The 25,807-nt window shown below is 47.4% G+C and carries 27 protein-coding genes; 16 read left to right on the forward strand and 11 right to left on the reverse strand.

What is annotated here, in order from left to right:
• Positions 1–53: 53 nt before the first annotated feature.
• Positions 54–875: a DUF1028 domain-containing protein gene (locus P402_RS0101575; RefSeq protein ID WP_026827117.1), complete on the forward strand. Its 822-nt coding sequence runs from the start codon at positions 54–56 to the stop codon at positions 873–875.
• Between the two features lie 47 nt (positions 876–922).
• On the opposite strand, the gene P402_RS0101580 is transcribed toward P402_RS0101575, so the two are convergent.
• Positions 923–2,560, reverse strand: a complete 1,638-nt coding sequence (locus P402_RS0101580; RefSeq protein WP_026827118.1) for a glycosyl hydrolase family 28-related protein — start codon at positions 2,558–2,560, stop codon at positions 923–925.
• Positions 2,561–2,705: 145 nt separating this feature from the next.
• Between P402_RS0101580 and P402_RS0101585 the strand changes: the two genes are divergently transcribed.
• The 4 genes from P402_RS0101585 (at position 2,706) to P402_RS0101600 (ending at position 6,252) form a co-directional block, all read left to right on the forward strand.
• Positions 2,706–3,464 (forward strand): hypothetical protein, encoded by a 759-nt coding sequence (locus P402_RS0101585; RefSeq protein WP_026827119.1) that lies wholly within the window; start codon positions 2,706–2,708, stop codon positions 3,462–3,464.
• A gap of 65 nt (positions 3,465–3,529) precedes the next feature.
• Positions 3,530–4,036, forward strand: coding sequence for a hypothetical protein (locus P402_RS0101590; RefSeq protein WP_026827120.1), 507 nt, complete (start codon positions 3,530–3,532; stop codon positions 4,034–4,036).
• Positions 4,037–4,321: 285 nt separating this feature from the next.
• The gene (locus P402_RS0101595; RefSeq protein ID WP_026827121.1) at positions 4,322–5,305 is read left to right on the forward strand and encodes a YhdH/YhfP family quinone oxidoreductase; all 984 of its coding nucleotides are present in this window, start codon (positions 4,322–4,324) and stop codon (positions 5,303–5,305) included.
• A 71-nt stretch (positions 5,306–5,376) separates the two neighbouring features.
• Positions 5,377–6,252, forward strand: coding sequence for a hypothetical protein (locus tag P402_RS0101600; RefSeq protein WP_026827122.1), 876 nt, complete (start codon positions 5,377–5,379; stop codon positions 6,250–6,252).
• A 98-nt stretch (positions 6,253–6,350) separates the two neighbouring features.
• Here P402_RS0101600 and P402_RS0101605 read toward each other — a convergent pair whose 3' ends face one another.
• The 3 genes from P402_RS0101605 to P402_RS0101615 all read right to left on the reverse strand — a co-directional run bounded on the left by P402_RS0101605 (position 6,351) and on the right by P402_RS0101615 (position 10,011).
• Positions 6,351–7,886 (reverse strand): M4 family metallopeptidase, encoded by a 1,536-nt coding sequence (locus P402_RS0101605; protein ID WP_026827123.1) that lies wholly within the window; start codon positions 7,884–7,886, stop codon positions 6,351–6,353.
• A gap of 178 nt (positions 7,887–8,064) precedes the next feature.
• A complete protein-coding gene (locus P402_RS0101610; protein WP_026827124.1) occupies positions 8,065–8,496 on the reverse strand; it encodes a GyrI-like domain-containing protein in 432 nt (143 codons plus the stop codon).
• Between the two features lie 21 nt (positions 8,497–8,517).
• A complete protein-coding gene (locus P402_RS0101615; protein WP_026827125.1) occupies positions 8,518–10,011 on the reverse strand; it encodes an HD domain-containing phosphohydrolase in 1,494 nt (497 codons plus the stop codon).
• A gap of 280 nt (positions 10,012–10,291) precedes the next feature.
• On the opposite strand from P402_RS0101615, the gene P402_RS0101620 reads away from it, so the two are divergent.
• From P402_RS0101620 to P402_RS0101640, 5 genes are all read left to right on the forward strand, one after another.
• Positions 10,292–12,676: an immune inhibitor A domain-containing protein gene (locus P402_RS0101620; RefSeq protein ID WP_026827126.1), complete on the forward strand. Its 2,385-nt coding sequence runs from the start codon at positions 10,292–10,294 to the stop codon at positions 12,674–12,676.
• A gap of 263 nt (positions 12,677–12,939) precedes the next feature.
• Positions 12,940–13,140 (forward strand): cold-shock protein, encoded by a 201-nt coding sequence (locus P402_RS0101625; RefSeq protein WP_012371797.1) that lies wholly within the window; start codon positions 12,940–12,942, stop codon positions 13,138–13,140.
• Positions 13,141–13,266: 126 nt separating this feature from the next.
• Positions 13,267–14,232, forward strand: coding sequence for a ring-cleaving dioxygenase (locus tag P402_RS0101630; protein WP_026827127.1), 966 nt, complete (start codon positions 13,267–13,269; stop codon positions 14,230–14,232).
• Positions 14,233–14,309: 77 nt separating this feature from the next.
• Positions 14,310–14,609, forward strand: a complete 300-nt coding sequence (locus P402_RS0101635) for a DUF3817 domain-containing protein (RefSeq protein ID WP_026827128.1) — start codon at positions 14,310–14,312, stop codon at positions 14,607–14,609.
• 102 nt (positions 14,610–14,711) lie between these two features.
• The gene (locus tag P402_RS0101640; RefSeq protein WP_012371794.1) at positions 14,712–15,944 is read left to right on the forward strand and encodes a DEAD/DEAH box helicase; all 1,233 of its coding nucleotides are present in this window, start codon (positions 14,712–14,714) and stop codon (positions 15,942–15,944) included.
• A 56-nt stretch (positions 15,945–16,000) separates the two neighbouring features.
• Here the strand turns inward: P402_RS0101640 and P402_RS0101645 are convergent, their stop codons facing one another.
• The 3 genes from P402_RS0101645 to P402_RS0101655 form a co-directional block, all read right to left on the reverse strand.
• Positions 16,001–16,414: a DUF2231 domain-containing protein gene (locus P402_RS0101645; protein ID WP_026827129.1), complete on the reverse strand. Its 414-nt coding sequence runs from the start codon at positions 16,412–16,414 to the stop codon at positions 16,001–16,003.
• Positions 16,415–16,489: 75 nt separating this feature from the next.
• The gene (locus P402_RS0101650) at positions 16,490–17,662 is read right to left on the reverse strand and encodes a sensor histidine kinase (protein WP_026827130.1); all 1,173 of its coding nucleotides are present in this window, start codon (positions 17,660–17,662) and stop codon (positions 16,490–16,492) included.
• Positions 17,655–18,332, reverse strand: a complete 678-nt coding sequence (locus P402_RS0101655; RefSeq protein ID WP_026827131.1) for a response regulator transcription factor — start codon at positions 18,330–18,332, stop codon at positions 17,655–17,657. The genes P402_RS0101650 and P402_RS0101655 overlap by 8 nt, the downstream gene beginning before the upstream one ends.
• A 110-nt stretch (positions 18,333–18,442) precedes the next feature.
• Between P402_RS0101655 and P402_RS0101660 the strand changes: the two genes are divergently transcribed.
• From P402_RS0101660 to P402_RS0101670, 3 genes are read left to right on the forward strand one after another with little or no spacing between them, the layout of a single operon-like run.
• The gene (locus tag P402_RS0101660; protein ID WP_026827132.1) at positions 18,443–18,754 is read left to right on the forward strand and encodes a hypothetical protein; all 312 of its coding nucleotides are present in this window, start codon (positions 18,443–18,445) and stop codon (positions 18,752–18,754) included.
• A gap of 13 nt (positions 18,755–18,767) precedes the next feature.
• Positions 18,768–19,658 (forward strand): FAD:protein FMN transferase, encoded by an 891-nt coding sequence (locus tag P402_RS0101665; protein WP_026827133.1) that lies wholly within the window; start codon positions 18,768–18,770, stop codon positions 19,656–19,658.
• The gene (locus P402_RS0101670) at positions 19,646–20,221 is read left to right on the forward strand and encodes a ferric reductase-like transmembrane domain-containing protein (protein ID WP_026827134.1); all 576 of its coding nucleotides are present in this window, start codon (positions 19,646–19,648) and stop codon (positions 20,219–20,221) included. Before P402_RS0101665 ends, P402_RS0101670 begins: the two co-directional genes overlap by 13 nt.
• 13 nt (positions 20,222–20,234) lie before the next feature.
• Here the strand turns inward: P402_RS0101670 and P402_RS0101675 are convergent, their stop codons facing one another.
• From P402_RS0101675 to P402_RS0101690, 4 genes are all read right to left on the reverse strand, one after another.
• Positions 20,235–21,020 carry an alpha/beta hydrolase family protein gene (locus P402_RS0101675; RefSeq protein ID WP_026827135.1) on the reverse strand — a complete coding sequence of 262 codons (786 nt, stop codon included), beginning with the start codon at positions 21,018–21,020 and terminating at the stop codon, positions 20,235–20,237.
• Positions 21,021–21,183: 163 nt separating this feature from the next.
• A complete protein-coding gene (locus P402_RS0101680; protein ID WP_012371786.1) occupies positions 21,184–22,740 on the reverse strand; it encodes an ABC-F family ATP-binding cassette domain-containing protein in 1,557 nt (518 codons plus the stop codon).
• A gap of 27 nt (positions 22,741–22,767) precedes the next feature.
• On the reverse strand, positions 22,768–22,941 hold the full coding sequence (locus tag P402_RS17020) for a hypothetical protein (protein ID WP_012371785.1): 174 nt from the start codon (positions 22,939–22,941) through the stop codon (positions 22,768–22,770).
• 86 nt (positions 22,942–23,027) lie between these two features.
• A complete protein-coding gene (locus P402_RS0101690) occupies positions 23,028–23,474 on the reverse strand; it encodes a hypothetical protein (protein WP_026827136.1) in 447 nt (148 codons plus the stop codon).
• Between the two features lie 142 nt (positions 23,475–23,616).
• On the opposite strand from P402_RS0101690, the gene P402_RS0101695 reads away from it, so the two are divergent.
• Genes P402_RS0101695 through P402_RS0101705 form a run of 3 tightly spaced genes read left to right on the forward strand, consistent with a single transcriptional unit; the run spans position 23,617 to position 25,804 of the window.
• Positions 23,617–23,946 (forward strand): hypothetical protein, encoded by a 330-nt coding sequence (locus P402_RS0101695; RefSeq protein ID WP_026827137.1) that lies wholly within the window; start codon positions 23,617–23,619, stop codon positions 23,944–23,946.
• Entirely contained in the window at positions 23,943–25,169 is a 1,227-nt protein-coding gene (locus tag P402_RS0101700; RefSeq protein WP_026827138.1) for a glutathionylspermidine synthase family protein, read from the forward strand. The genes P402_RS0101695 and P402_RS0101700 overlap by 4 nt, the downstream gene beginning before the upstream one ends.
• Complete coding sequence (locus P402_RS0101705) at positions 25,169–25,804, forward strand: NAD(P)H-binding protein (protein WP_034769584.1); 636 nt, start codon at positions 25,169–25,171, stop codon at positions 25,802–25,804. Before P402_RS0101700 ends, P402_RS0101705 begins: the two co-directional genes overlap by 1 nt.
• Positions 25,805–25,807 lie beyond the last annotated feature (3 nt).

The following is a 25,807-nucleotide window of genomic DNA, read 5'->3' on the forward strand; positions in this document are numbered from 1 at the left end:
GAAATCTTACGACGAACAGAATATGTATGATAATCGAGGGGGATTTTAGACAGATGACTTATTCAATCGTTGGGTATTGTGAAAAAGAACAGGCTTGGGGTGTAGCGGTTCAGTCAAAATTTTTAGCAGTCGGCAGTGCCGTACCTTTTGCGAAAGCCGGTGTCGGAGCGATTGCGACCCAGTCGTTTGCAAACACGTCATACGGTCCGGAAGGGTTGCGGATGATTGAAGAAGGCAAGTCGGCCGACGAAGTCTTGAAACGGCTGACGGAAGCCGATGAAGGACGGGCGGATCGTCAAGTTGGAATCATCGATGCTTCAGGTAAAAGTGCGACGTTTACGGGAGAAGGCTGTAATGACTGGGCAGGCGGAATTGCCGGAAAACACTTCGCGGCACAAGGAAACATTCTTGTCGACGGCAATACGGTCAAGGAGATGGCCCGTGTGTTCGAGACGACGGAAGGTCCGCTGGCTGAACGGTTATTACGGGCACTTGCCGCCGGTCAAGCAGCGGGCGGAGATTCACGGGGCATGCAGTCGGCAGCGTTGTTAGTCGTCAAAGAAGGCGGCGGGTACGGTGGTTTTAATGATCGTTATATTGATTTACGGGTCGATGATCATGCGAGTCCGATTCAGGAACTGGAGCGGATTTATCAGTTGCATACGCTGTATTTGCAACCAAGCAAGCCGGAAGAAATCAAGCCGATTGATGATGCACTCGAATCGGAATTGATGGACAAGCTGCTTGAACTCGGATACCGCGGTTCGTTTGCGGAAGCTTTCCGGACGTACCTGCATACGGAAAACTTCGAGATGCGGGAACAGACGGATCGGTCGATTGACACGCGGGTCCTCGCCTATCTTCGGGCACAATGAAAATAAGGCTGTTTCGACATGAGTCGGAGCAGCCTTATTTTAGTGGATTAGCCTGATGTAGCATGCGTCCGGACCGGTACTTTGTAGCCGGTCGCAATAAACCGTTCCAGTTCCGGTTCAGACTTGGCATTCAGGCCGACTGTCCCGTCCCCTTTGATGGCGACGTTCGTCAAGCGGACGTGTTCGATGTTTGGACCAATCGTGATGCCGTGTTTGGCCGAATCTTCAATCCGGACGTCAATCAATCGGACGTCTTCGGCCCGGTTGTCTCCGCCGAATACCTGGATATCCGTTTTAGCCTGGTGGAATCCGCTCATTTTGACCTGGCTCAGCGTGACGTTCCGGGCTTTATATTGAATTCCGATCATTGGTTGTTCCTGATAGTCATAATACGGGTCCCCGAGCACCGTGAAATCATGAATGACGACATTACGGTAAGCCGAGACGATGAGAGCCCGCGGTTTCGAATTTTGATACAGTGACGTATATTGCGGTGTCTGGGCAATCAGCCGGGTTGCGATGATATTGTACGCTGTTTGTGACGTCGGGTCTGTTGCTTGATGATGTCCAATATGACGGAAGTTGAACGACCGGTGATCATCGATAGACAAGTGACCGACGATTTTAACGGTTGATGCGGCGGATGATGTCGCATGGGCCTTGATTTCAAGTCCTCCGAAGCAGCGTGTCGTCGCATTATTAAATAACCAGACATCGCGGGAACCGTCATCAATCTCGATCCCGTTTGAGTTCGAGAAGCCGGCCGCGTGGGCACGGCCGCTCGGATCACGCATAAAACAGTTTGAGATGAACAGATGATCACTGTGATGGGTCGTGATCCCATCATCGCCAAAACCGGATCCTGTCAGACCGTCAAACCAGATGAACGAACTGCTGAGATTGGCCCGTGCACCGTCGCCGTTATAGTTGTAGTACGGAGTTGAAATATCAAAGCAGTGTAATCCCGGATTGACCGCATCGACATCAAAGACCCAACCGTACGTCACGTGTGCATAGGTCAAGCAACTCGAATGATTACCCCACGTGCTACTTTTTTTAGCATTTCCGATTCGCTCGATATTCCAATCCAGCGTCATCCGTTCAACGAGCAGATGATGGTTACCAAGTAAGTAATTTTGATTCGTAATCAAACGGCGTCCTTTCGGTGCCGCGTCATGCAGTTTTAAAATCGTCTGTCCTTTTCCGTCCCCGGTCAAAATCGTATAACTCGGCAGGCGGATGCCGCGGACAAGATACGTGCCGGCCGGAACGTGGACTTGCCGGTGCCCGTCCGCGAGTGCTTCCTTAAAAGCGAGCGTATCGTCGGTCACGCCGTCACCAATCGCCCCATAGTCCTTGACATCGACTTTTTCGACGTTGCTGATCAATTGCTCGAATTCATACGCCAGCCGTCCGAACCAGCTGGGCCGGATTTCATCCTGTTCACTGACGAAGGCTTTCGTCAACGGAAGGATATGTTTATCCCGATCTGTCAAAAAGAGTGGTGAAATCAAGGACCGGAGGTAACGGCTCGGATGAGTCGCCCGACGCGGTGCGACGAACGGACTGTCTTTCATCAATTGTTCCGCCCGAAGCACAGCCTCACCGTTTGATTTTGTTTCGGTATATTCTGCAATCAGTTGTCCGTTTTGATATGGATCATGTGTTTCGTCTAATCTCAACATGTAGAAGCCCCTCTCTAAAAATCACTCTTTTCCTTTTCCCATCCCTTTTAGGATTGAAGCCCTTTTCTCTAAAAAACAAAAAATTCCGATAATTAGGTCGCGTTTCGGATATAATGGATAAAAATGACATTAGAGAGGTGAGGATATGCAATTTCGAAGTCGGCTGTTGATGTTGATTGGTGTGGTCATATTGGCGCTCGGTATCATTAAGCCGTTGACCCAGGCAGGGTACGAAGCATTGCAACAAGTCGAAGTGTTTCCGGGAGGCGGTCAGCAGAAATGTGTAAGAGGCTGTGAATCCGAACCGTTGACGTTTTGGTGGTCATACTTGTTTAAGAAAAAAGAACTACCGCCCGGACAAGTTAAATATGGATATGAGACGGATGAAAAAGGTGATGGTGGGGGGGAACCACGAAAAGAAAAATTCATTTCACTTGGATTTCATTCGTTCTCAAAAAGCGAAGGCGAAGAAGCAGAGAGCGGATTTCCCTATCTGTTGGTTGCGATTAGTCTCGCAGGTTTGACCGGACTGTTTCTAATTGTTCGGCATCTCCGAAAACGAAAGAAATGGGACAATACTGAAGACGAGTTAGTTCCACGTCCAGTTCGAATAAAAAAACGCCTGGAAGAAACGAATCCAGAAGACGAACTGCCACCATTACCGGTCGAACAGGTCCGGCAACAGGTCGTCTTATTTAACCGTCATCTTCCCCAAAAACTGAAACGCCGGGAAACGGAGTCGTTCCGGGAATGGTTTGCCCGAATCGGTTTTCAGCCGTCACCTGAATTGCAACAGCTGTACGAGACGGTCCGCTATGATCCGAACCAATCAACCGATGTGACGGCAACCGTATTGGTGGATATTGAAAATGATTTTTCCAATTTTCTCGGGCAACTCAAATGAAACTTTTCATAATGTCAGGACGTAATAGACACTAGAGCAAAATCAGGAAACGGGGGGACTGAACAATGTACTTAGCAGACGCTGTGAAACTCAAAAGTATCTTACGGAAACAGCTTGAACAGCTGGTCGAAGAAGTGGACCGGATTGCGTTTGTTGATCTTGAAAAAGGTGAGGCGATACCGACCGGACAAGACCGGACATTACTGGACGTCGAGTCAGCGATGGATGAAGTCCGGCGGGATATGCGGACACTCGACCGGTTAGTGTACGCAGCGAACTTGTCGACGATGATCGAGACGACGGAAGGTGAAATGCCTCTCGTCGAAGCGATTGAATTGGCGACGCAACTCCGCGCGAAAGCAACTCAGTTCCAAGAACTTGCGGCCCGTCCCAAACGCGAATTCCAATACGGATTTGAAGGAACGACGGTCATTCGGCATGCCCTGTACGATCCGGATGCGTACCGGATTAAAGCGCAGGAAATCGAGCGCTCGGCGCACCGGATTTCCAATGCGATCAATGCCGCCAATTACCGGACGGAGATTGATTTTGACGGTACACGTTATATGTGATCCTTGATCAGGTGAGACTCCTGATCAAGGACGGCGCTTTGACACAAACCTCTTCCAATCGGGAATCTCGACGGCCACGGCACACCCATGACCACGGACCGATGACATGTTTACCTGTCACTCGTGACTACCTGCGGAAAACAGTTTCTTTTCGTCAGACGCCAAAAACCGTGAGTGCTTCGGCATTCACGGTTTTTTGTATGAACAAAACGTACATAAAAGGTATGCCGATGACTGTGTTCGGGTATAGCTTACTGGAGTCATTCATGGAAAGGGGTCTTGGAGATGAAAGATACGTTCAAAGCATTTGTTGTCCGGGAACAGGAGGATGAGTTTACAGGAGCACTCGAACAAAAGCAAGTCGTGGAGTTGCCAGAAGGAGACGTCTTGATTCGCGTCGACTATTCCTGCGTCAATTACAAAGATGCCTTATCGGTCACGGGAAACCGCGGAGTGACGAAACAATATCCGCATACACCGGGTGTCGATGCAGCGGGTCATATCGTCACGTCAACTGATCCGCGGTTTCAAGAAGGAGAAGCGGTTGTCGTCAACGGTTTTGATTTTGGGATGAATACGTCCGGCGGCTTTCAAGAGTACATACGTGTTCCAGGAGACTGGATCACACCGTTGCCGACGGGATTCACGACATTTGAAGCGATGGCTTACGGGACAGCAGGATTAACGGCCGCCCAGTCGGTTGACGAACTGATGGAGCGGGTCAAGCCGGAAGCCGGACCGGTTCTCGTGACCGGTGCAACGGGTGGAGTCGGCAGTATTGCGATAGCACTTCTTCTTAAACTGGGATTTACGGTTCATGCGGTCACCGGAAAAGAAGCGGAAGCCGACCGGTTAAAACAGGAAGGCGTGACAGAAGTGTTAACCCGGCAATCGTTTTTGGATGAGACGACCCGTCCGCTGAAAAAAGGCACGTATGCCGGAATTATCGATACGGTCGGGGGACCGTTACTTGCGTCCGTCATTCGCTATGTTCAATACGGTGGACTGGTTACGACATGCGGCAATGTCGGTGGGGCTGAAATGACGTTGACGGTATATCCGTTTATCTTACGGGGCGTTCGTTTGATCGGGATTGATGCTGTTCAACTTCCAATCGCTGAACGGGTTCGGCTGTGGTACAAACTGGTGGATGAATGGAAACTGCCGATTGGGGAGTGGGTTACTACAAAAAGCCTGCGCGAGATTCCGGACGTCGTAGCGTCTCTGCTCGACGGAACCCATCAAGGCAGAACTGTCATCGAAATTTAACCACTGCCGGCACAGTGTTCGGTGGTATAGTGATTAAAAAAGTGTCTCGATCAATTCAGGAGGAACAATAGATGAGTCAAAATGAACAACAGAAAGAGCAAGACCGGTTATCCCGAAAAGAACGCCGGAAGCAGAAACGGAATCGCCGGAGCGTGGCACTGGGTGGTATTTTAGCGACCGTCTTGATTGTCGGCGGATGGGGTTATATGGTGTCGACGAATGATGCCAGCCAAGCGACGTCGACCGTCGAGTCACCGAAAACGGTTGGAAGCGAACAAGAGAAAGACAAGAAAGATACGAAAGATACGAAAAAATCAGCATCGACGGATCAAAAGAAAAAAGACAAAAAGGCCAAGAAAAAGGCGGATAAACCAGAAATTAGCCAAGCTGCATGGGTCACACGTCCTTTTGCGGATGTCTATCAGGATGCCAACCGGAGCAGCGTCATTTATAAGGCGGATTTAGGGGATGTCTATGAAATTTTAGATGCGGAGAACGGGATGGTTCACTTGAAATTGAGTGATGCTGTCGAAGGCTATATTCCTGAAACAGATGTCCGGATGGATGTTCCGTCGTCAGTCAAAGACAAGACATTGCTTGATACATTATCACAAGTCGTTGCCAATCAACCAATCGAGAAGCCGGAACAATACCTCGGACAACCGCTCGAAAAATTTGAAGCGAAGTACGGTAAGCTCGGGAATACGCAAAAAGATGCAGTCAATACGTATCACTTCTCAAACGCGGGTTATCTGCTTGTCGTATCCGACGGAATCGTCGAAGCGATTGACTGGACGAATGCATCGGCCTCCGGTCTATCGGCTTTAGGAGAACCTGTCGTTGAAACGAGTTACGGTACGTGGTACCAAGGTGAAAAACTACAATTAAAAGCTTTCCCGGACAACGGATCAACGCGACTTCGTCTTGCACGTGACCCAGGGAAATAAGCCGGAGCGGTCTGTCGTTGACAGATCGTTTTTTTTTTGCCAAAAAAACTCCCGAGCCATAGACTCGGGAGGTCGAAAATCCTTGGGAGGAAGTTTTCTTAGTAGACGCCGACAGCATCAAATGATTTCGCTGCTGCTGTTGCTTCTGCACTTGTTGAACCGTAAAGATCTTTCGCCGATTGAACAACTGCTGCGCGAAGCGAGCTGAAGTTCGAGTTCGGAGTCAAGTAAACGCTGAGGGCACGGTAGTAGATTGCGCCGAGTTTTGGTACGCCGACACCAGTGACTGTGACACCAGTATGTGTTCCACCGTTACCGAGGAGGTAAGCGGCTTTGTTGACGATACCTGAGTTCGTGTGGACACCACCGTTATCTTGTGTACCTGTGTAGCGTTTTGAGTAGTGGTCCGGATCGCCGTAAGCAGCCGGGTTTGACATCGAACGGAGTGCGTCACCGCTGACACCAGGTGTGTAGATGTCTTCTCCTACGAGCCAATCGAAGTTCGATCCGACTGAGTATTCAGCAACTGTTCCCATGATATCGGAAACCGCTTCGTTGATGGCACCCGACTCATTTTGATAGACGAGTCCAGCTGTGTATTCTGTGACGGCATGCGTCAATTCGTGCGCAACGACGTCAAGTGCGCCAGAGAGGTATGTGAATGTTGAACCGTCTCCATCACCATAGACCATCTTCGTTCCATCCCAGAACGCATTGTTGTAGCTCGTTGAATAGTGGACTGAAGAGTTAAGTGCAGCACCTGCGTTGTCATAACTGTTGCGGCCGTATGTGTTTTTGTAGAAATCATACGTTTTTACTGCGTTAACTTGTGCGCTGACAGCGGCACGGTCGTATGTTGTATTGAATTGGTTATCAAGATCCGCCCAAAGCGAACCTGGAAGCGTGTTGCGATTTTTCGCATCGTACGTGTAAATCCCTTTACCGCGTGTCGAATCTTGTAAGTAGTAGTAAGAACCGCTCTTCACTGTGTTGAAAGTGGCAGTAGTTCCGAGAACCGTCGTACCTGTACCGACAGAAGTCGTTCCGGTAACTGTGTTGACCGGTTTCGCATGAGCGAGTTGGTCATATTTATTAAGAACTTTACCTGAATTCGCATCGATGAAGTAAGTCCAGCGTGACGGCTCTTTACCGGCGAGGACTGTTGATGTGACTTTGTAAGCGTAGACCGCATCGTCTTTCACTGGGTAGATGACGAGTTCTGCTTTAGGAGCTACTTCGAATTCTGTTGCTTTGATGGCTTTTTGATAAAGTTTAAGTGCTTTTTTCTCAGAAAGTGATGCTTTTTTAGCGAGACCAGGTTTCCCTTTGACATTGATTGCATCATTGACGACTGCTTTCAAAGTACCGTCTTTCGCAACGTTACCGACGACGACACTACCGAAGACCGGGACGCCATCCACTTCTTGTTGGAGACGTACGATGTTAGATGATCCATCTTTTTGGACATCTTGGACAGAGAAATCACCTTTTTTGTTGACGTACTCTTTAACGATTGATGCAGCTGGTGCTGATGAAGCTTTCGTCAGTTTACCAGTTTGAAGACCTTCTGCTCCGACGACTGTAGGAACGACAAGTACACTTGCGACAAGCGATGTAGCGAGAAACTTTTTCAAAATAAATCGCCTCCTTGTTTGGGTTGAGTCTAACTATGCCAAAGAAAAGGAAAAGCGAGAATAAGGCGTTCGTATTAATTAGAATTTTCTGAATATAGTACTTAATACCCGGACTGAATAGTTAAGTCACCTAAGGGAATTGAAAAAAACAGCAAAAAAACCGCTCTATAAAGCGGTTTTAAAGAATACGTTGATAGAGATGATGTGTATTGTCACGTGTCTCGTCAATTTTAAAATTCAGTGGATCCAGTGTGACTCCTTGCTTCTGCGCAAAGCGTTGCATCTTTTCAAACGATTTCCAAATCTCAATATCGGGACCTTCATGTTTCCAAAAAATATAACTGGCCGGAGGAATATGATGTCCTTTCATCCCTTTAGGAATCTGGTCAAGTGACGCGACAGGAAGACCGATACACTGCATATGTTTGGTTCCGCGTTGTCCAAGTGACAAATCGAGTGGATAACTTCCGGGTTCAGCAGGAATCTCATGCGAACGGCGTGAAAATTCACGCCACAGTTCCGGCATGAGTGTATGCAATTCATTTTCTTCGCATGTCAAACCAAGTCCGACAACATACAATTCGTGGCGATCGACAATTTTAGGATGCATAAGAAACTCCTTTCATGAGAGTCAAGAGGCAGTGATGACAGAAGGTCTCTTTAAATCAAGGAACAATTGTGTGAAAGAAGCATCCCATTGTGTCCCGCGGCCTTCTTCCAAAATGGCGAGTGCTTTTGCAACGGGCATTCCTTTCCGGTAAGGTCGATCGGATGTCATCGCGTCATAGGCATCAGCAATCGCCATAATTCGTCCGAAAACAGGAATCGCTTCCCCTGCCAAACCTTCTGGATAGCCTTTTCCATCATAACGCTCGTGGTGGTACTTTACCCCGGGAAGAATCGGTTGTAACTTCTCCGGTAGATGAACTTGCGATAAGATATGTACACCAATGACAGGATGTTGCTTGATTTTATCGAATTCTTCATCCGTCAAGCGTCCTTCCTTCAATAGAACATCATCACGGATTCCGATTTTTCCGATGTCATGTAAAAGGGCAGACTTACGTAACAACTCAACTTGATCATCGGGCAATCCGGCGGCACGGGCAATCTCAACCGAATATTCCGCAACACGTAAGGAGTGTCCGGCGGTATAGGGATCCCGGGCATCAAGTGTCGCAGCAAACAAGGTAAACAAACTGTCGAGCAACTGCTCGTTTTCCTGATCCCGTCCTTGGATCCCTTCGACCATTAAGTTGAAGCCGCCAACTAATTGAGAGAATTCATCGGAAAAAGGATTATTGATCGTGTTCAATTGACCCGATTCAATCTGGGCAACCCCTTCTTGCAAAGCCAAAATCGGTTTTTGGATATTTTCATATAGAAGCAAACTGCAAAATGTCGCAAGACAAAGGATGACGACTAAGATTAAAGTCGACCAACTCCAGTAGGAGCGCAGACTTTCGTTCTCCGTCAATTGAACGGCAGAAGCGAGAACGAATAACAGGATCGGAAAGACACCGATGATCAGCGTACTGATCAACATTTTTTGACGCAGACTGATAAAATCCTTTTTTGTTAAGACGAGCTCACCATCACCGTATGTTTGAGAGTGAATGGTTAATTCCGCTAACATGGATTCCGTGACACGATACGTCAAGAAAAATTCGATCAAAGCGTGCAGGATGGCGACGAGAACGGCACCGAAACAAGCGAGACCAATGAGATAATACGGCATTTCGAGCCAGTTGAAGTGAATGGCGAGTGCCGTTAAGGAAGAAGACGGAATCGATAATCCAAGGAAATGGGGTCCGAGGATACGTTTGATGGTCAGTAACGGAAAACGGTGAGTCGTCCGAAACGCAGCAGCAAGCTGCTCCTGACTTGGTACAGGTGTTTGAAAGAATTGATAGAGCGGACGCATGTGCTTTCGATAGACCGTATATTCAAAGCTGAACATCAGAAAAACAGAGAGAAACATGATTGTCAGTAAAATTGCACGTTCCTGGGCATCGAATGTCAATGTTTCGAAAATAAACAAACAGCCGACACCGAAAACAGCGACAAAGGATCCGATTAAGTAATTTTTCAAAAGTTGCCGTTCGAATTTTTGGAGAGGTGTCATAAGGTGCCTCCTTTAGAATTGGATCATGTATGTAGCGTATCGCGAGAAGGAACCGACAATCTTCTCACTTTTAAAAAATGAGGGTAAGGATTAATGAACGTTTATTATTAATATCGGTCGATTTCCGTAAAAATGAACTAAATTCCAAAAATAGGTATGGTTACAAAGCACTAATTATTCTAAAAGTAATTGATTAAGCAACTAAAACAATATATGATTTGAATATTCAGAAAAGTTATCTCGGTCATGCTTTTCACTACTACATAGGGGGTCAGTTCACGTGGGAAAAAAGAAACAGCTTAGCTTAGCCGTCTTATCCGGAATCACGGCAGCCGCTTTTGCCGTTGGTCCAGTTTTACCTGGTGGGAAGGTAAAATCTGTTGAAGCTGCTGAAAAAGCAGTCGCCGGTGCACCGATGGATTTAAACACGGTCGATCAGGATCGGTTATTAAAAGTGCTCGAAAAGCGTGGGGTCGTCTCAAAAGCTGCATCTGCAGCTGAAAAACAAAAAGCCGTTCAAAAGTATCTTGATAAAAAGGCAAACGGAAAACCGGAAGCCAACCATGATCATGAGTCGGAAAAAGAAGCGAAATTTGATCAAAAAACAAAAGATTTCTTAACGAAACAAAAAGATCAATTAGCGAAACAACTTGCTAAAAATCACAATAACTACAAAAAAGGTAAAAAAGATGGGTTTGTCAAAGTCGATAAAGCCAAACAAGCAGCTTACAACGGTTCTACTCGGACGGACAAAGTACTTGTCTTGCTCGTTGAATACAGTGATTTCAAACACAACAATGTCGTCCAAGAACCGGGCTACATGTATTCGAAAGACTTCAACCAAAAACATTATCAGGACTTGATGTTCGGCGATAAGGAATTTGAACTGTTCAACGGCGATAAGGTCAAGACGTTCAAACAATATTATGAAGAACAATCCGGCGGCAGCTATTCTGTCGATGGGAAAGTGTCGAACTGGTTAACAGTACCGGGTACGGCAAAAGATTACGGTTCAGACAATCCGAAAGGCGGCAACGATAACCTTCCGGGCGCAAAAGGACCACGCGGTCTTGTTAAAGATTCATTAAACGCAGCAGTGAAAGCCGGCATTAACCTGGCAGAGTACGATCAATTCGATCAGTACGATCTAGATGGTGACGGCAACCTGAATGAGCCGGACGGTCTTGTCGATCACTTGATGATTCTTCATGCCGGAACAGGACAAGAAGCAGGCGGCGGAACGCTCGGCGACGACGCGATCTGGTCGCACCGTTGGACGCTAGATGGTGTTTACCCTATTGCAAACACAACTTCAAATTCTACAAACTGGGGCGGCAAGATGGCAGCCTTCGATTACACGGTTCAACCGGAAGACGGCGCAGTCGGCGTCTTCGCGCACGAATTCGGACACGATCTTGGACTTCCGGATGAGTATGATACACAGTACACAGGTCAAGGAGAGCCGGTTGCTTCATGGTCAATCATGAGCGGCGGTAGCTGGAACGGGAACATTGCCGGAGCAGAGCCGACAAGCTTCTCACCACAAAACAAAGAGTTCTTCCAGAACGTCATGGGCGGGAACTGGGCTAACATCCAAAACGTTGATTTTGATTCACTCTCAAAAGCAGGAACGGCTTCGTACCTTGACCAAAGTGTAACGAAATCGAAAAATCCTGGCATCATCAAAGTCAATCTTCCGAAAAAACCGGTCAAAGGCATCGCCCCGGCTTTCGGTAAAAAATATTACTACAGCACAAAAGGAAATGATCTCCACACGTCAATGACATCTCCGGAATTCGATTTGACAGCTGCGACATCAGCGAAGTTCGATTACAAAGCGTACTTCGATGTCGAATACAACTATGACTTCCTGAAAGTCACAGCGACGGCTGACGGCGTCTCAAAAGAGATTGATGTGATTGGTAACGATGATACAGACGGCGATCAACGCGCTGAATCTTCAAAAGGTGCATGGGTCGACAAATCATACGACCTCAGCGAATTTGCCGGTAAAAAAGTCACATTGACGTTCGACTATACAGGTGATGCCGGTCTTGCCCTCGACGGCTTCGCACTGGATAACGCGAAATTGACAGTCGACGGAAAAGTCGTCTTTGAAGACGATGCAGAAGGTACTCCGAAATTCAAATTAGATGGCTTCGTTGCTTCGGATGGTTTCAGCTATGCGGACAACGCATACTACCTCGAATGGCGGAACTATGCAGGCTCAGACAAAGCGCTTGAGTATGCACGTGGCGTGAAATACAATACAGGTCTTGTCGTTTGGTATGCCGACAGCAGCTTCACGGACAACTGGGTTGGCGTTCATCCGGGTGAAGGATTCCTCGGTGTCGTCGATTCGCATCCTGAAGCAATCGTCGGAACTCTTAAAGGGAAACCGGTTGTTACAGGGAGCACACGTTACCAAATCGCGGATGCGGCTTTCAGCTTCGATAAAGCACCAGCATGGCTCATCGATTCGCCATCACGCGGTCTTTACGATTACAAAGGACTTGCAGGTGTGACGAAGTTTGATGATTCTAAATCGTATATCGATCAATTGATTCCGGATGCAGGAAAACTGCTCCCGAACAACGGTCTTAAAATTCAAGTCATCGGTGAAGCGAAAGATAACTCTGCTGGAGCCGTCTGGATCCACCGTTAATAAACAGAAGCAGGTTCGGATCATTCCAAACCTGCTTTTTTGTTTGAAAAGTGGAATCAATTGGAAATTTATTGGTCAGACAACTTGACTTTTAAAGCGCAATCATTTTATACTGACGTTAGCTTAATATTGTTATTGTCACTACTGATTCACATTGCGTCACGAACAATCTTTTCGTCGCTCCATGTATTTCGGGACAATAATGAATTTCTTTCATATGCGAGGCATATGTATTAAGTAATTTATTTTTGGAGGTTGTTCCCATGAACACAGGTAAAGTAAAATGGTTTAACGCAGAAAAAGGTTTCGGTTTCATCGAAGTTGAAGGCGGAGAAGACGTATTCGTACATTTCTCAGCAATCACTGGTGAAGGTTTCAAATCACTTGACGAAGGTCAAGAAGTTGAATTCGAAATCACTGAAGGCGCACGTGGAGCACAAGCTGCTAACGTCGTAAAACTTTAATCTTAACTTTTCAATCGTCCTTTTTCGGAAGGGCGATTTTTTTAATGAGTTAATATCTCGAATTCAAGATATATGTAAGATATACTGACGGTACCAACTATTCATTCAGAAAAGGACGTGGCACATATGGAATTACTCGGTATTCATCATGTATCCATTTTAACGGGGATGGCAGAACGTAACTATCAATTTTATACACAGGTTCTTGGCATGCGTCTGATCAAAAAGACGGTCAATCAGGATGATACGACGTCTTATCATTTGTTTTACGGGGACGCAGAAGGGAATCCGGGAACAGATTTGACGTTTTTTGATATTCCGCATTTAGGGACAGGTGTACCGGGTGCGTCAAGCATCTCGTCGACATCCCTTCGCGTCAAAACGACAGCATCCCTTCAGTTTTGGGTAGAGCGCTTTACGCAACAAGGTGTCGATCATGATGCGATTGTCGAACGGGCAGGACGCCAGACGCTGGCATTCCGGGATCAGGAAGGAACCCGCCTGATTCTCGTCGCAGAAGACGGGGAACAAGGTGTCGCAGGTGGCGTCCCATGGAAACACGATGAGATTCCGGCTGAACATGCCATCGTCGGCTTAGGTGCCGTGACATTGACCGTCAATGATCCAGAACCGACGGCTCTTGTCTTAACGGAAGTCCTCGGCTTTAAAAAAATCGGCAGTTATCCATCACTTGCCGGTGATTTTGCTGAAATTGACGTCTATTCAACAGGACAAGGCGGAATCGGGGCCGAGGTGCATCTCGAAGCCCGTCCTGATCTCGACCGGGAACGTCTCGGTCGCGGCGGCGTTCACCATGTAGCGTTCCGTGTCCCGAACAGTGAAGAGTATGATTTATGGGTGAAACGTTTGAAAGAATATCGTCTACCAAACTCAGGGAAAGTTGATCGCCATTATTTCCAAGCGCTCTATTTCCGCGAACCAAACCATATCCTGTTTGAATTATCGACGGATACGCCGGGATTCGCGACAGATGAATCGGTCGAAACGCTCGGAGAGACATTGGCGTTACCGCCGTTTCTCGAACCGCAACGGGAACAGATTGAAGCCCGTCTCCGCCCACTTGAAATCTGACAATCCTGTGACACAGGTCACAGACTGACGGGCGTCCCGTATACTAAAGACAGGAACCAGAAAAAAGGAGTGACGGGATGTTAGGAACTACGTTAGGTCAATTTCGATTGATTGCGATTTTAGAAGGTATTTCATTTTTAGTTTTACTGTTGATTGCCATGCCGTTAAAGTATATGGCAGGTGTTCCTGAAGCGGTTTCCGTCGTCGGAGCCATGCACGGTGTCTTGTTCGTCATGTATGCGTTATGGCTTGCTGTCGTTAAATTTAAATACCGCTGGTCGTTTGTCAAAGCAGGGATCGCCTTTATTGCTTCGTTCATTCCATTCGGGACATTTGTACTCGATCGAAAGTTAAAACAGGAAGCAACAAACGCGTAAATTGTGTATACTAGAAAAAGCACGGCTGTGGATAACTGTTTTTGTCGATTCGAAGCAGGTTATCCACAGCTTTTTTCTGTGGATAATTTTTAGGAGGATACTATGTCAACATTTGAAGCACTACACATTCAAGAACAATGGGTCAAGAAATTACAAAAACAAGGCATCAAACAACCAACGCCGATTCAAGAGCAGGCGATTCCGCATTTGCTCGCCGGTCGTGATTTAATAGGAAAAGCGCAAACCGGTACAGGGAAAACACTTGCGTTTCTTCTGCCGATTCTCGAACAAATCGATTTAGAAAGCAAAACGGTCCAAGCGTTGATTGTCGCACCGACACGTGAACTCGCGCGTCAGATTGCAGATGAAACACACAAGTTAATCCGGAACATGGAAGATATTCGTGCGCTTGCTGTGTACGGCGGGCAGGATGTCTTTAAACAAATTCAACGTCTTGGCCGCATGCCACAAATCATCATCGGGACGCCGGGGCGGATTTTGGATCACGTCGGTCGCGGAACACTTGATTTGAGTGAATTGAAGACGCTTGTCTTAGATGAAGCGGATCAGATGTTGCAAATCGGATTCTTACCGGAAATCGAAGATATCATCGCAGCAGCACCAGTCGATCGTCAGTTCGTCATGTTATCAGCGACGATGCCGGAAAAAGTCGAACAACTCGCGAAAACATATTTGCGCGATCCAATCGAAGTCCAAGTCGAAGCGGAAAAAGTAACCGTCGATGCAATCGAACAGTTCGTCGTTGAGACGACGGATCGTCGGAAACAGGCGACACTTCGGACGATGCTTGACGAGATGCGTCCCTATGCCGCGATCATCTTCTGTCGGACACAGCGTCGTGTCAGCAAACTGAATGAAGAATTACAGATGCAAGGGTATCCGACGGATGAATTGCATGGTGGTTTGACGCAAGGGAAACGTGAAAAGGCGATGGCGAAGTTCTATCAAGGAAAAACTCCATTCCTGATTGCAACCGACGTCGCATCACGTGGTCTTGACGTGACAGGTGTCACACACGTCTTCAACTACGATTTACCGGACGATGCGGAAAGTTATGTCCACCGGATTGGTCGGACAGGTCGTGCCGGAAACGACGGCGTGGCCATCTCGATCGTCACACCACGTGACGGCCGCAGCTTCCGTGATATGGAGCGGGAACTTGGTGTCGAAGTGACACCAATCGTTGTCGAACTTTCGGATGAAATGATCCGTGCGCAGCACGATCAAAGTAAAGGCACGAAAAAACCGGCGGAAGGTCGCGGCAATACACGCCGCTCGAGCAACCGCCGTCCAGGCCGTGATCATCATAAATAAGTAAGTAAGTGAAAATCCCCTTTTCTCCATGGATCGTTTGGAGGAAAGGGGATTTTTTATTTGGCGTAAACCATCTGTCCGCCGAGATGACCGGTATAAGCGAGTAAACCGCTTCCGACGACAGCGACGAGCAGGCTCAACATGAGCATCGTTTTTTTGTTCGAACGGTAGCCAAGTAACAGGAGAACGAAAGCGATACCAAAGGCGACGAGGCTGAACAAAGCGAAATTTTCATGATTCGAGATGGCCGCGTGCGTCGCACTGCTGAGGTTGGTTTCTGCATATTCTTCTGCTCCGTCACCGGATAAGTAAGCGGCGACGCCGGACAACAGGCCGGCAAATAACGTGATGAGAACAAATAGTTTTAACTGGACCCATTTTAAACTAAACAGTAATAAGAGTGTTGCGAACAGTAAAAGAGCGATCGGTGCGTGAACGAGCAGGGGATGAAGTGGTACGCCACCTAACATAAGATAACCTCCTTGATAAGTAATAAGAACATACTGCTACTTTACCCGGGTTATCTGACAGTTAGCTGACGGGAATCAAGAAATTGGAAAAAGAATCATGAACTGTGTTCCTGTTTCGGATGTTGACTCAACAAAGATGGTAGCGCCGTGAGCATCGGCAATGGATTTGGCGATGGCGAGCCCGAGCCCGGTTCCGGTGCCATGACGGGAATGGTCACCACGGAAAAACCGCTCAAATATCTTATCGTGGTTTTCGGATGGAATGCCGATTCCGTGATCGGCAATGGTCAGTTGAACATGGGTTGACGTTTGCTGCAGTTGAACTTCGATATCGTCATCACTGTAAGCAACGGCATTTTCTAAAAAAATCGTCAACAGACGGATCAATTGGTTTGGGTCTCCCTTGATCAACAGATGTGGTGTGACGGTTAAAGACAATGCCCGATCGACTAACGTATGTTTAAACCGTTCAGAAGTCTGCGTGACGAGTGTACTTAAATCGACGGGACTCATGGATCCAGGTTGACCTTCCCGAGCCAATAACAGTAAATCAGAGACTAAATACTGCATCGATGCCGTTTCTGCCTTCAAATCGGCTAAGATCGTTTTTCCTTCCGTGCTGAGCGGTTCGGTCTCGAGTAACTCGATTCCACTGTATAAAATCGTCAGCGGAGTCCTTAGTTCATGGGAAGCATCTGATGTAAACCGACGCTGCCGGTCAAAAGCTTGTTGGACCGGAACGACTGAACGACCGGCTAATACATAGCTGAGTCCCATCAAGACGAGGGTCGACAGAATCGTGATACCGGCTAACATGGCAATCAATCGTTGCAGTGTATCTTGTGTGGCGGAGATATCTTTCATCAGGAGAATCATTCCCTGTTCATCATTTTCCCGTTGATAAAGGAGATAATGCCGATCTTCGAGCTCGATTTTCGTGGTCTCCTCGTCCGATTTAATGAATCGTTGGATGGTCTTGTTCGATAAGTCGTCAGGAAGCGACTTATAGCGGATCGATCCGTCCGAATTCATGATTTGAAAATAGATTGGATTGCGGATTAGCCGGTCTTCTCCATGTTCAATCCGTTCAAACAGATCACGGTCGGAGACCGACTTTAATTGGTTCAGCTCCGTTTGATCGAGCAGCCGGGCTGTCGTAAAGTACACCCCGACTAAAATCAGAATCAACAACAGTAAAAACGTTCCACTGAACAGTAACGTCAACCGTTTTCGAATGGTTTCAAGCATGAGGACCTCCGAGCCGGTAACCGAATCCGCGGACGGTTTGAATCAAAGCCGGTGCACCGGCAGCATCGAGCTTTTTCCGGACGAGCCGGACGAGTGCATCGAGGGCATTATCGGTGATATCTGCGCCGATTCCCCAGACGACTTCAATGATCAGCTCTCGTCCCATGACCTGTTCGGGACGACGAAGCAACAGCGAGAGAAATTCGAATTCACGGCGCGTCAGCTCAAGTAACTGACCGGCATAAGAAATCGTTTGGGTCGTAATATCAAGTTCGAGTTCTTGATACGACACGATGGAGACAAATGCTTTTTTCTGACGCCGGCTCAGGGCACGGAGGCGTGCTAACAGTTCGTTTGCCTGAAAGGGTTTCACGAGATAATCATCGGCGCCGCTGTCGAGTCCGTGTACCAAATCGATTTCCGTATCACGGGCTGTTAACATCAGGATCCCACCTTCGAAGCGTTCCCCGCGCAATTCAGTCGCCACTTCAATCCCGCTTTTATGAGGCATCATCCAATCGAGAACGACTAAATCGTAACGAAAGGTCTGGCATTGTTCGATGGCTTCAAGACCGTCATGGGCAACGTCGACCTGATAGCCGGCACGTTCCAAATGGAGTCGCAACATTTTCGCAAGCCGCTTGTCATCCTCTGCAATCAAAATCCGCATCTTTGTTCCTCCCGTTTTGTTTTTTCTTATTATCCCACAGTTGTCATCAGCTAGTTGTCAGTTTTTATCGATACAGTAAAGATAACAGGAAACGAGAGGAGAGGAAAAATGTGAAGCCAAAACCGTTTGCAAAGTGGATTGTTGGTCTAAGCAGCAGTGTCTTTTTAGGTCTTGCCATCGGACAATTAAGTGTTGCTTCAAATGATCAGCCGGCGAACACGATCAATACAGGAGATTCTTATTCAAACGAGACGACGATTCCGAGTCAACCGTCTACAGGTGATGATGATGAATGGGGAGAGTCGGATGATGAAGGTGAACACTATTACGATGATGAGGATGAGGGATGGCAAAGTAACGATTCCTCTGGATTTAATCAACCGAGTGGCGGAAGTGATGGGCAGTCCAGTCATTCGAAATAGGAGGTGAGACGAAATGGAGCGGAAATTATATTCGATGCATAATAGCATCCGTTTTATCACGAACCAAATGATTGAAGAGAAAGAATGGCAGGAAATCGAACAATTCTTCCAATATGTCGACCGGCAGTGGTCGCGGTTTCGTTCTTCAAGCGAAGTCAGTCAGTTGAATCAATTGTTGATCGGTCAGACGTTAACCGTGTCGTTGCCGCTTGCCCGCTTGTTGCAACGGGCGATTCGTTATTTTGAGCAGACCGAACATTACTTTTCGCCCTTCTTACTCGATCAGCAACGTGCAAACGGGTACGACCGATCATTTCCCTTCCGCCAGGCCGTTGAATCAGAAACGGTACTGCCGCCTGAAATCAGTCCGTTTTTAGTCGAAGGATGCGAAGTGACCCGGATTGGGGGAGGAACGATTGACTTAGGCGGAATCGGTAAAGGAGCGGCTGCGATGATGGTTGCCCAACGTTTACGGAAGAATCAGTCACGCGGGTTGATTGAGGCGGGCGGGGACGTCATCGTCTGGTCTGATGACGAGCCTTGGAAAATTGCCATCACGGATCCCGAGACGGAAACTGCAATCGCAGAAGTCCGGTTACGACAAGGGGCTGTCGCGACCTCGAGCCGGATGTATCGCTCCTGGAAAGTCGGCGGAAAAATAAATCATCATTTGTTAAGCGGCAAGACAGGGCGTCCAATTGAAAGCCGGTTCGTCCAAATCACGGCGTCCGCTCCACAACTCTATGAAGCAGAAGTGATGACGAAACTCGCGTTTCAGATGACAGAAGCCGAACGGCAGGACAAACTGTTCAAGTGGTTTCCGAACGGACGGCTGCTGTTGATGGATGAATCAGGAAAAATGGTCGCGGAAGAGAAGGGAGGGCAAGCCATATGGACTGGATGAAGTGGTTATTCTCAACATGGACGATGATTCGCTTGAGCGGACTGACCGGACATTTCTTTTTGACATTATCGGTGTTAGCCGGTCTACTCGGTTCATTCCCGGCATTGAAAAAACAAAAGGCCCGTCTGCATAATATTCATCTGTACAGTGGCTGGGCCGGTTTACTCGCGATTGTGCTGCATGCGACATTGATCATCGTCGATACGTATGCCCCTCTGAGTTTACTTGAAATCCTGATTCCGGGAACAGCATCGTATGAGCCGCTTTGGAACGCCTTTGGAACGATCAGTCTTTATCTGTTTGGTTTCGTCTTAGTCACTTCAGATTTCTTGAAAGAGACGCTCGGAAAAACGTTATGGAAATTAACGCACTGGCTTGTCCTGCCCGCCTGGCTTTTGATGACGCTCCACGGAATCTTCATCGGAACGGATACAGGAACACTCTTCACGACCATTTGGTACGCCTGTTCCACATTAACGCTGTTCACGCTGATTTTGTACCGGATGCAGGTTCGTCCAAAAACAGCAACACCTAAAAAGCAAGCATCCTCACTGGTGAAATGAGGATGCTTGCTTTTTAATGTTGTTTTAACCACATTGTCCAGGCCTGGAAGGCAGCTTCCCGATTTTCGATATAGTTGTGGTCACTGTCCACAATGATTTGTTCAAAGGCACTGGCATCCTGAAGTAAGTCATGATGAAGCGATTTGATGGACGTTTCATCCCGTTCTGACGTGACCAGCAGGGCTGAACGTGTATCGAGTTGTTCTTTCAGTGACAACAGATTCCACTTCGCATGATGTTGTTTTAATTCATCGAGTAACGTATCACCGTCTGTATGCGACAGGAACTTGGCCCCACGACTCAACACACCCTGTAACGCTTCTTCGTGTTCCGGATAATCGAGTACCAGTTGACCGATCAAACCGAAGTTGAATGGAGAAATGCCGATGTAATGGGCAATGTCCGGAACATCGACGAACGCATGAAGTCCGGCAAAGCCGCCCATACTGTGGCCGACGATTGAAATTTGATCGGCTGAGATGTCGTGTGCTTGCGTAAAGGCGGGAGAAACGACATGTTGCATGATGGCAGTCGCATCTTCAAGGACATGTTGGAAACTGAATGCTCCCGGACTGCCAATCGTTCCGCGGTAAGACGTCACAAGGACGTGGAAGCCGAGATCTTGTAATTGAACAGCCCAGTCCATGTTCAATTGTTTCCCGGGGAATCCGTGAAACAGGACGATGAGTGGGGCAGGAGCGGTGAGTGCAGGAGAGTAGAGACGGCAAAATAAAGACTCGTCTCCACCGCTCGGGAGTTCGAGTAATGATAAGTTGGCTTTTTTAGTGATGGTTTCCATGACATCCACTCCTTCAGAAAAAGTTGCATCTGCCATTTAGTTTGATGCAAATCGATGAACAAGGCAATGATTAAGTCTATGAATTAAATGAAAGCACAAAAAAGACGGAACGCAGGACTCGATGTAAAATCGAGTTCCGCCTTCCGTCAGATGGTGTTTACCTTTAGAACACTTTTGTCGTCCACGATTCACAATTCCATAAATCCGTTGCGACGGCTTCATAAAATTCAGGTTCATGTGAGATCAACAGAACTGTTCCTTTATATTCCTGTAACGCACGTTTGAGCTCTTCTTTTGCTTCGACGTCCAAGTGGTTGGTCGGCTCATCAAGAACCAGAATGTTGGATTCCGTGTTCATCAATTTACAAAGGCGGACTTTCGCCTTTTCCCCACCACTGAGGACTTCGATTTTCGATTCGATGTGTTTTGTCATCAGACCACATTTCGCGAGCATCGCCCGGACCTGTTGCTGTGTCAGAGAAGGGAACGTACCCCAGATCTCTTCAATACACGTGTTCGAATTTTTTTCTTTAATTTCCTGTTCGAAGTAGCCGATGTGAAGATTTTCCCCGCGTTCGACTGTACCGGAAACCGAAGGAATCTCACCAAGCAGACTTTTGAGTAACGTCGACTTCCCGATACCATTTGCCCCGTGTAAGGCGATTTTTTGACCGCGCTCAATCATCAAGTCAAGCGGACGGGAAAGTGGCTCATCGTATCCGATGACAAGTCCTTTCGCTTCAAACATCAACTTACTTGGTGTCCGGGCTGTCTGGAAATGAAACTCAGGTTTCGGACGTTCCTGCGCGAGTTCGATGACATCCATCTTATCGAGTTTCTTCTGACGGGACATCGCCATGTTACGTGTCGAGACACGGGCCTTATTTCGGGCGACGAAGTCTTTCAGCTCGGAAATTTCCTGCTGTTGACGTTTAAAGGCTGACTCATGTTGCTTCTTCTTCGCCTCATGGACAGTCAAGAAATTGTCGTAATCACCGACGTAACGATTGAGTCCTTGGTTTTCCATATGGTAAATCAAGTTGATGACACTGTTCAAGAATGGAATGTCGTGTGAAATCAAAATGAACGCATTTTCATAATCATTGAGGTAACGTTTCAACCATTCGATGTGCTGGACATCAAGATAGTTGGTCGGCTCATCGAGTAACAGGATGTCTGGTTTTTCAAGCAACAGTTTCGCGAGCAGGATTTTTGTCCGCTGACCGCCGCTGAGTTCCTGGACATCACGATCGAGACCGATCTCATCAAGACCTAGACCGCGTGCAATTTCTTCGACTTTCGCATCAATCGTATAAAAATCATTGTTCGTCAAGATGTCTTGTAAGACTCCGACTTCTTCTAACATTTTTTCGAGTTCGTCTGGTTCGACTTCGCCCATTTTTGTATACAAATCATTAATCTCCTGTTCGATGTCGAACAAGTATTGGAACGCTCCTTTTAAGGCATCACGAATCGTGAGTCCTTTGGAAAGAACAGCATGCTGATCCAGGTAGCCGACGCGGACATGTTTCGCCCATTCGACTTTACCTTCGTCTGGTTCGAGCTGTGAAGTAATGATGTTCATGAACGTCGATTTACCCTCACCGTTTGCTCCGACGAGACCGATGTGTTCCCCTTTTAACAGACGAAACGAGACATCTTCGAAAATCGCACGATCGCCAAAACCATGGCTTAAGTTTGATACCGTTAAAATACTCATAGTTACTCCCTTATTTCACGAATTCAATTAGACGCCTGTCCGTTTTTTCTGGTTGTTCGTTTTTTTCGTTTTTTGGCTTGTCATTTGTTTTGTTTCTGTTCCGCGCAAACCGGTCGGACGTTTTGTCTGTGACTGTTTTTTTGCTTTTAATTGTTCAATCATTGCTTCTTGAAGAGACAATTTTTTTGGTTGTTCGCTCATGTGTGTTCACCTCGATTAATTCGTTCTTATCCTCTAGTATGCCAAAAAAAACGTGTCTTGAAAACGAACTATACTTAATTCTTTCATTAAATGATTTCTTCACCTAAATAAATCACGTAACAATTTCGGTCTAAATCGACTTCACAACTATCTCTTTCAAAGACGCCGTGATCGGGTACGCTCAGTTTATCCTTAACCAAAAAGCGCATGGCCTGGATATGATTCGGGACGGTCACCGTCTTGATGACCGGATGTGAAGCACTTTCCTGGAAGCGTCGGAATTCGAGATGAATTTGGTGCGGCGGATAAACACGGTCCGCCGGATCACGGGGGGAGGCTTCGACATGATCGACGATTAACTGGTCGTATTCACCATCCATTTCATTGGAGCGCAACTCATACAAGTGACCTTCGATGATATGAAATTCGCAGAGTTGATGCGCAATGATTTCATCCGGTTCAATGGCAAAGCGGCTGTATTGATAAATGGATTTGAATTCATTTTGATCTTCGACATAATAGGCGAGTGACATTTGATTTCCTCCTCAAGTCTTCTTCGTTATTCTACTGGCCTTAACAAAAAAAGTTCCGGAACGACTTAGAAACTTTTTTGGTGGAAAAAGCGTATACTTAGAATAACAAATTGTGATGAAAGGGGTATGCGATGTGAGTTGGATGAAGCAGGCGACACTTGCAGCTACGTTGTTGATCGGAACGACGCTCAGCGGATGTGGATCGGACAATGCAAAGGCGGAACGTCCGGATGATCCGGATTGTGATGATTATGAATATGATAATGATGAGGGTGTTTGGTATTGTGATGATTCAAGCTCGACGCACTCCGGGTTCTTTTACTGGGGAGGAAGTTACTTTGCTTCGCGCGCCTTGATGCATAGTGCAATGCGAACGAAAGGATATACACCCCGATCAAAGGATGTCAAAAGTTATAATAGCAAGACAAAAGGATTCGGGACGGGATCATCGTCCGGCTTCTTCGGCGGATGAGGACGCGACAGGAATTGTACGGGGACATCGACGCTTTTTGGGATGTACTGGATGGCGAAATTTACGCCTTGGCGGAAGTAATGCCCGTTTCGAAAGAGACCATTCAAGAATTGCGGACAGCGGCACGAGAAGCGTATACCATCTTTGAAAAAGTGATTCCGATTCTTTGGACGATGGATGACGACGGATTGATTGAACTCGGTTTTCCGAAGGCAGCTTTACCGTTTTTACGGTTACAGACGATGCGTCCTTTATCAGTTATCAGCCGCTTTGATTTCATTGTCACAGACAAACGGATATCGGTCATGGAATGGAACGCGGATACGCCGACGTTTATTAAGGAATCGTTTGAAGTCAACGACCGGATTGCGCGAAAAGTGGGTTTTGGGCCACTCAATGACGGACAAGCGAAACAGTTGGCGGACAGCGTGGATCGTGCGGTGAAGGCGGCAAGTCATCGGATTCGTCACGATCAGCCGCACGTCGTCTTCACTTCACATGGAGACAACATCGAAGACCGGTGGACGACAGAGTATCTGCAACAATTTGTTGCCGGTGCTACATACTGTCCTCTTGACGAACTGGAGATACGGGCAGAAGATGGATTGTATGACCAACAGGGACGGCGAATCGACATACTGTACCGGCAGACGTTTCCGATTGAGATGGCATTACTCGATCGCGATGAAGACGGAAAAGAACTGGGACGCTTGTTGCTTCAGCTCGTCGAGATGGGGTTGCTTGAAATCATCAATCCACCGTCCGCCTTCCTGATGCAGGCAAAGTCGGTCTTGGCATTGATTTGGCTTTTACATGAAACAGACCATCCTTATTTGACCGAGCACGATCATGAGGTCATTGCTCAGTACTTCTTGCCGACCTATTTGAGTCCGGAGCCGTTTTTACGTCAGAATCAAGCTTTCGTCGAAAAACCGATCTTTGGACGAGAAGGGGATACGGTCACTGTCCATCAAGGGGACGGGAATGTCCTGTTCAGCAACGAACAACGTTCATTCAGCAATCAGTCGGCCGTGTATCAACGTTATCAGGAATTACCGATGTGGTCATTAGAAAATGAAACAGAAGTCGCATATATGTTTGGTGTGTTTGTTCTTGGCGGGCGACCAAGTGCTGTCGGGGTGCGGGCAGGTGAACGGATCACGGGGAATCGATCTTATTTCTTACCGATCGGACAACGTGAAAATCAAGAGGAGGATGGATGATGAAAGCAGCTATTTTAGGAGCAACCGGTTTAGTGGGGCAAGAACTGGTCGATCAACTATTGGCGCATGATGAGTATCAAGAAGTACATGTTCTCGTACGTCGTCCGATGAATCGATTTCATCAAAAACTCGAAGAATGGGTGATTGATTTTGATCATGTGACGGAAATCGAATTACCGGAAGTGGATCATGTTTACTGTGCACTAGGGACAACGATTAAACAGGCCGGATCGCAAGAAGCGTTTCGTCTCGTAGATTACACATATCCAATCGAGGTGGGACGAGAATTGCTTGATCTGGGGGCCACTCGATTTGCTCTGATTTCAGCACTCGGCGCCCACCCGAACGCGAAAACATTTTATAACCGCGTCAAAGGGGATGCGGAAAATGGATTACGTGTACTCGGTTACGATGCCTTACTTATTTTCCGACCTTCATTATTATTAGGCGAACGGGATGAATTCCGATTCGGCGAACAGGCGGCGGCCCGGGTATCGACCGTGTTGCGTCCATTGTTGCGACGCAGCCCGTACGCACCGATTGAAGCGGCGAAGGTCGCACAGGCGATGATTCACCATACGTTGCATGAACCGCCGGGAGTAACGATTGTTGAATCAAAAGAGATGCAGACATGAGTG

The sequence above is a fragment of the Exiguobacterium sibiricum 7-3 genome, assembly GCF_000620865.1.
Classification (GTDB): Bacteria; Bacillota; Bacilli; order Exiguobacteriales; family Exiguobacteriaceae; genus Exiguobacterium_A; species Exiguobacterium_A sibiricum_A.

What these genes read in the sequence shown, in the direction of transcription:
- P402_RS0101575 (WP_026827117.1), top strand. Translation starts at nt 54, where the DNA reads ATGACTTATTCAATCGTTGGGTATTGTGAAAAAGAACAGGCTTGGGGT.
- P402_RS0101580 (WP_026827118.1), bottom strand. Translation starts at nt 2,560, where the DNA reads ATGTTGAGATTAGACGAAACACATGATCCATATCAAAACGGACAACTG.
- P402_RS0101585 (WP_026827119.1), top strand. Translation starts at nt 2,706, where the DNA reads ATGCAATTTCGAAGTCGGCTGTTGATGTTGATTGGTGTGGTCATATTG.
- P402_RS0101590 (WP_026827120.1), top strand. Translation starts at nt 3,530, where the DNA reads ATGTACTTAGCAGACGCTGTGAAACTCAAAAGTATCTTACGGAAACAG.
- P402_RS0101595 (WP_026827121.1), top strand. Translation starts at nt 4,322, where the DNA reads ATGAAAGATACGTTCAAAGCATTTGTTGTCCGGGAACAGGAGGATGAG.
- P402_RS0101600 (WP_026827122.1), top strand. Translation starts at nt 5,377, where the DNA reads ATGAGTCAAAATGAACAACAGAAAGAGCAAGACCGGTTATCCCGAAAA.
- P402_RS0101610 (WP_026827124.1), bottom strand. Translation starts at nt 8,496, where the DNA reads ATGCATCCTAAAATTGTCGATCGCCACGAATTGTATGTTGTCGGACTT.
- P402_RS0101615 (WP_026827125.1), bottom strand. Translation starts at nt 10,011, where the DNA reads ATGACACCTCTCCAAAAATTCGAACGGCAACTTTTGAAAAATTACTTA.
- P402_RS0101625 (WP_012371797.1), top strand. Translation starts at nt 12,940, where the DNA reads ATGAACACAGGTAAAGTAAAATGGTTTAACGCAGAAAAAGGTTTCGGT.
- P402_RS0101630 (WP_026827127.1), top strand. Translation starts at nt 13,267, where the DNA reads ATGGAATTACTCGGTATTCATCATGTATCCATTTTAACGGGGATGGCA.
- P402_RS0101635 (WP_026827128.1), top strand. Translation starts at nt 14,310, where the DNA reads ATGTTAGGAACTACGTTAGGTCAATTTCGATTGATTGCGATTTTAGAA.
- P402_RS0101640 (WP_012371794.1), top strand. Translation starts at nt 14,712, where the DNA reads ATGTCAACATTTGAAGCACTACACATTCAAGAACAATGGGTCAAGAAA.
- P402_RS0101645 (WP_026827129.1), bottom strand. Translation starts at nt 16,414, where the DNA reads ATGTTAGGTGGCGTACCACTTCATCCCCTGCTCGTTCACGCACCGATC.
- P402_RS0101650 (WP_026827130.1), bottom strand. Translation starts at nt 17,662, where the DNA reads ATGCTTGAAACCATTCGAAAACGGTTGACGTTACTGTTCAGTGGAACG.
- P402_RS0101655 (WP_026827131.1), bottom strand. Translation starts at nt 18,332, where the DNA reads ATGCGGATTTTGATTGCAGAGGATGACAAGCGGCTTGCGAAAATGTTG.
- P402_RS0101665 (WP_026827133.1), top strand. Translation starts at nt 18,768, where the DNA reads ATGGAGCGGAAATTATATTCGATGCATAATAGCATCCGTTTTATCACG.
- P402_RS0101670 (WP_026827134.1), top strand. Translation starts at nt 19,646, where the DNA reads ATGGACTGGATGAAGTGGTTATTCTCAACATGGACGATGATTCGCTTG.
- P402_RS0101675 (WP_026827135.1), bottom strand. Translation starts at nt 21,020, where the DNA reads ATGGAAACCATCACTAAAAAAGCCAACTTATCATTACTCGAACTCCCG.
- P402_RS0101680 (WP_012371786.1), bottom strand. Translation starts at nt 22,740, where the DNA reads ATGAGTATTTTAACGGTATCAAACTTAAGCCATGGTTTTGGCGATCGT.
- P402_RS17020 (WP_012371785.1), bottom strand. Translation starts at nt 22,941, where the DNA reads ATGAGCGAACAACCAAAAAAATTGTCTCTTCAAGAAGCAATGATTGAA.
- P402_RS0101690 (WP_026827136.1), bottom strand. Translation starts at nt 23,474, where the DNA reads ATGTCACTCGCCTATTATGTCGAAGATCAAAATGAATTCAAATCCATT.
- P402_RS0101695 (WP_026827137.1), top strand. Translation starts at nt 23,617, where the DNA reads ATGAAGCAGGCGACACTTGCAGCTACGTTGTTGATCGGAACGACGCTC.
- P402_RS0101700 (WP_026827138.1), top strand. Translation starts at nt 23,943, where the DNA reads ATGAGGACGCGACAGGAATTGTACGGGGACATCGACGCTTTTTGGGAT.
- P402_RS0101705 (WP_034769584.1), top strand. Translation starts at nt 25,169, where the DNA reads ATGAAAGCAGCTATTTTAGGAGCAACCGGTTTAGTGGGGCAAGAACTG.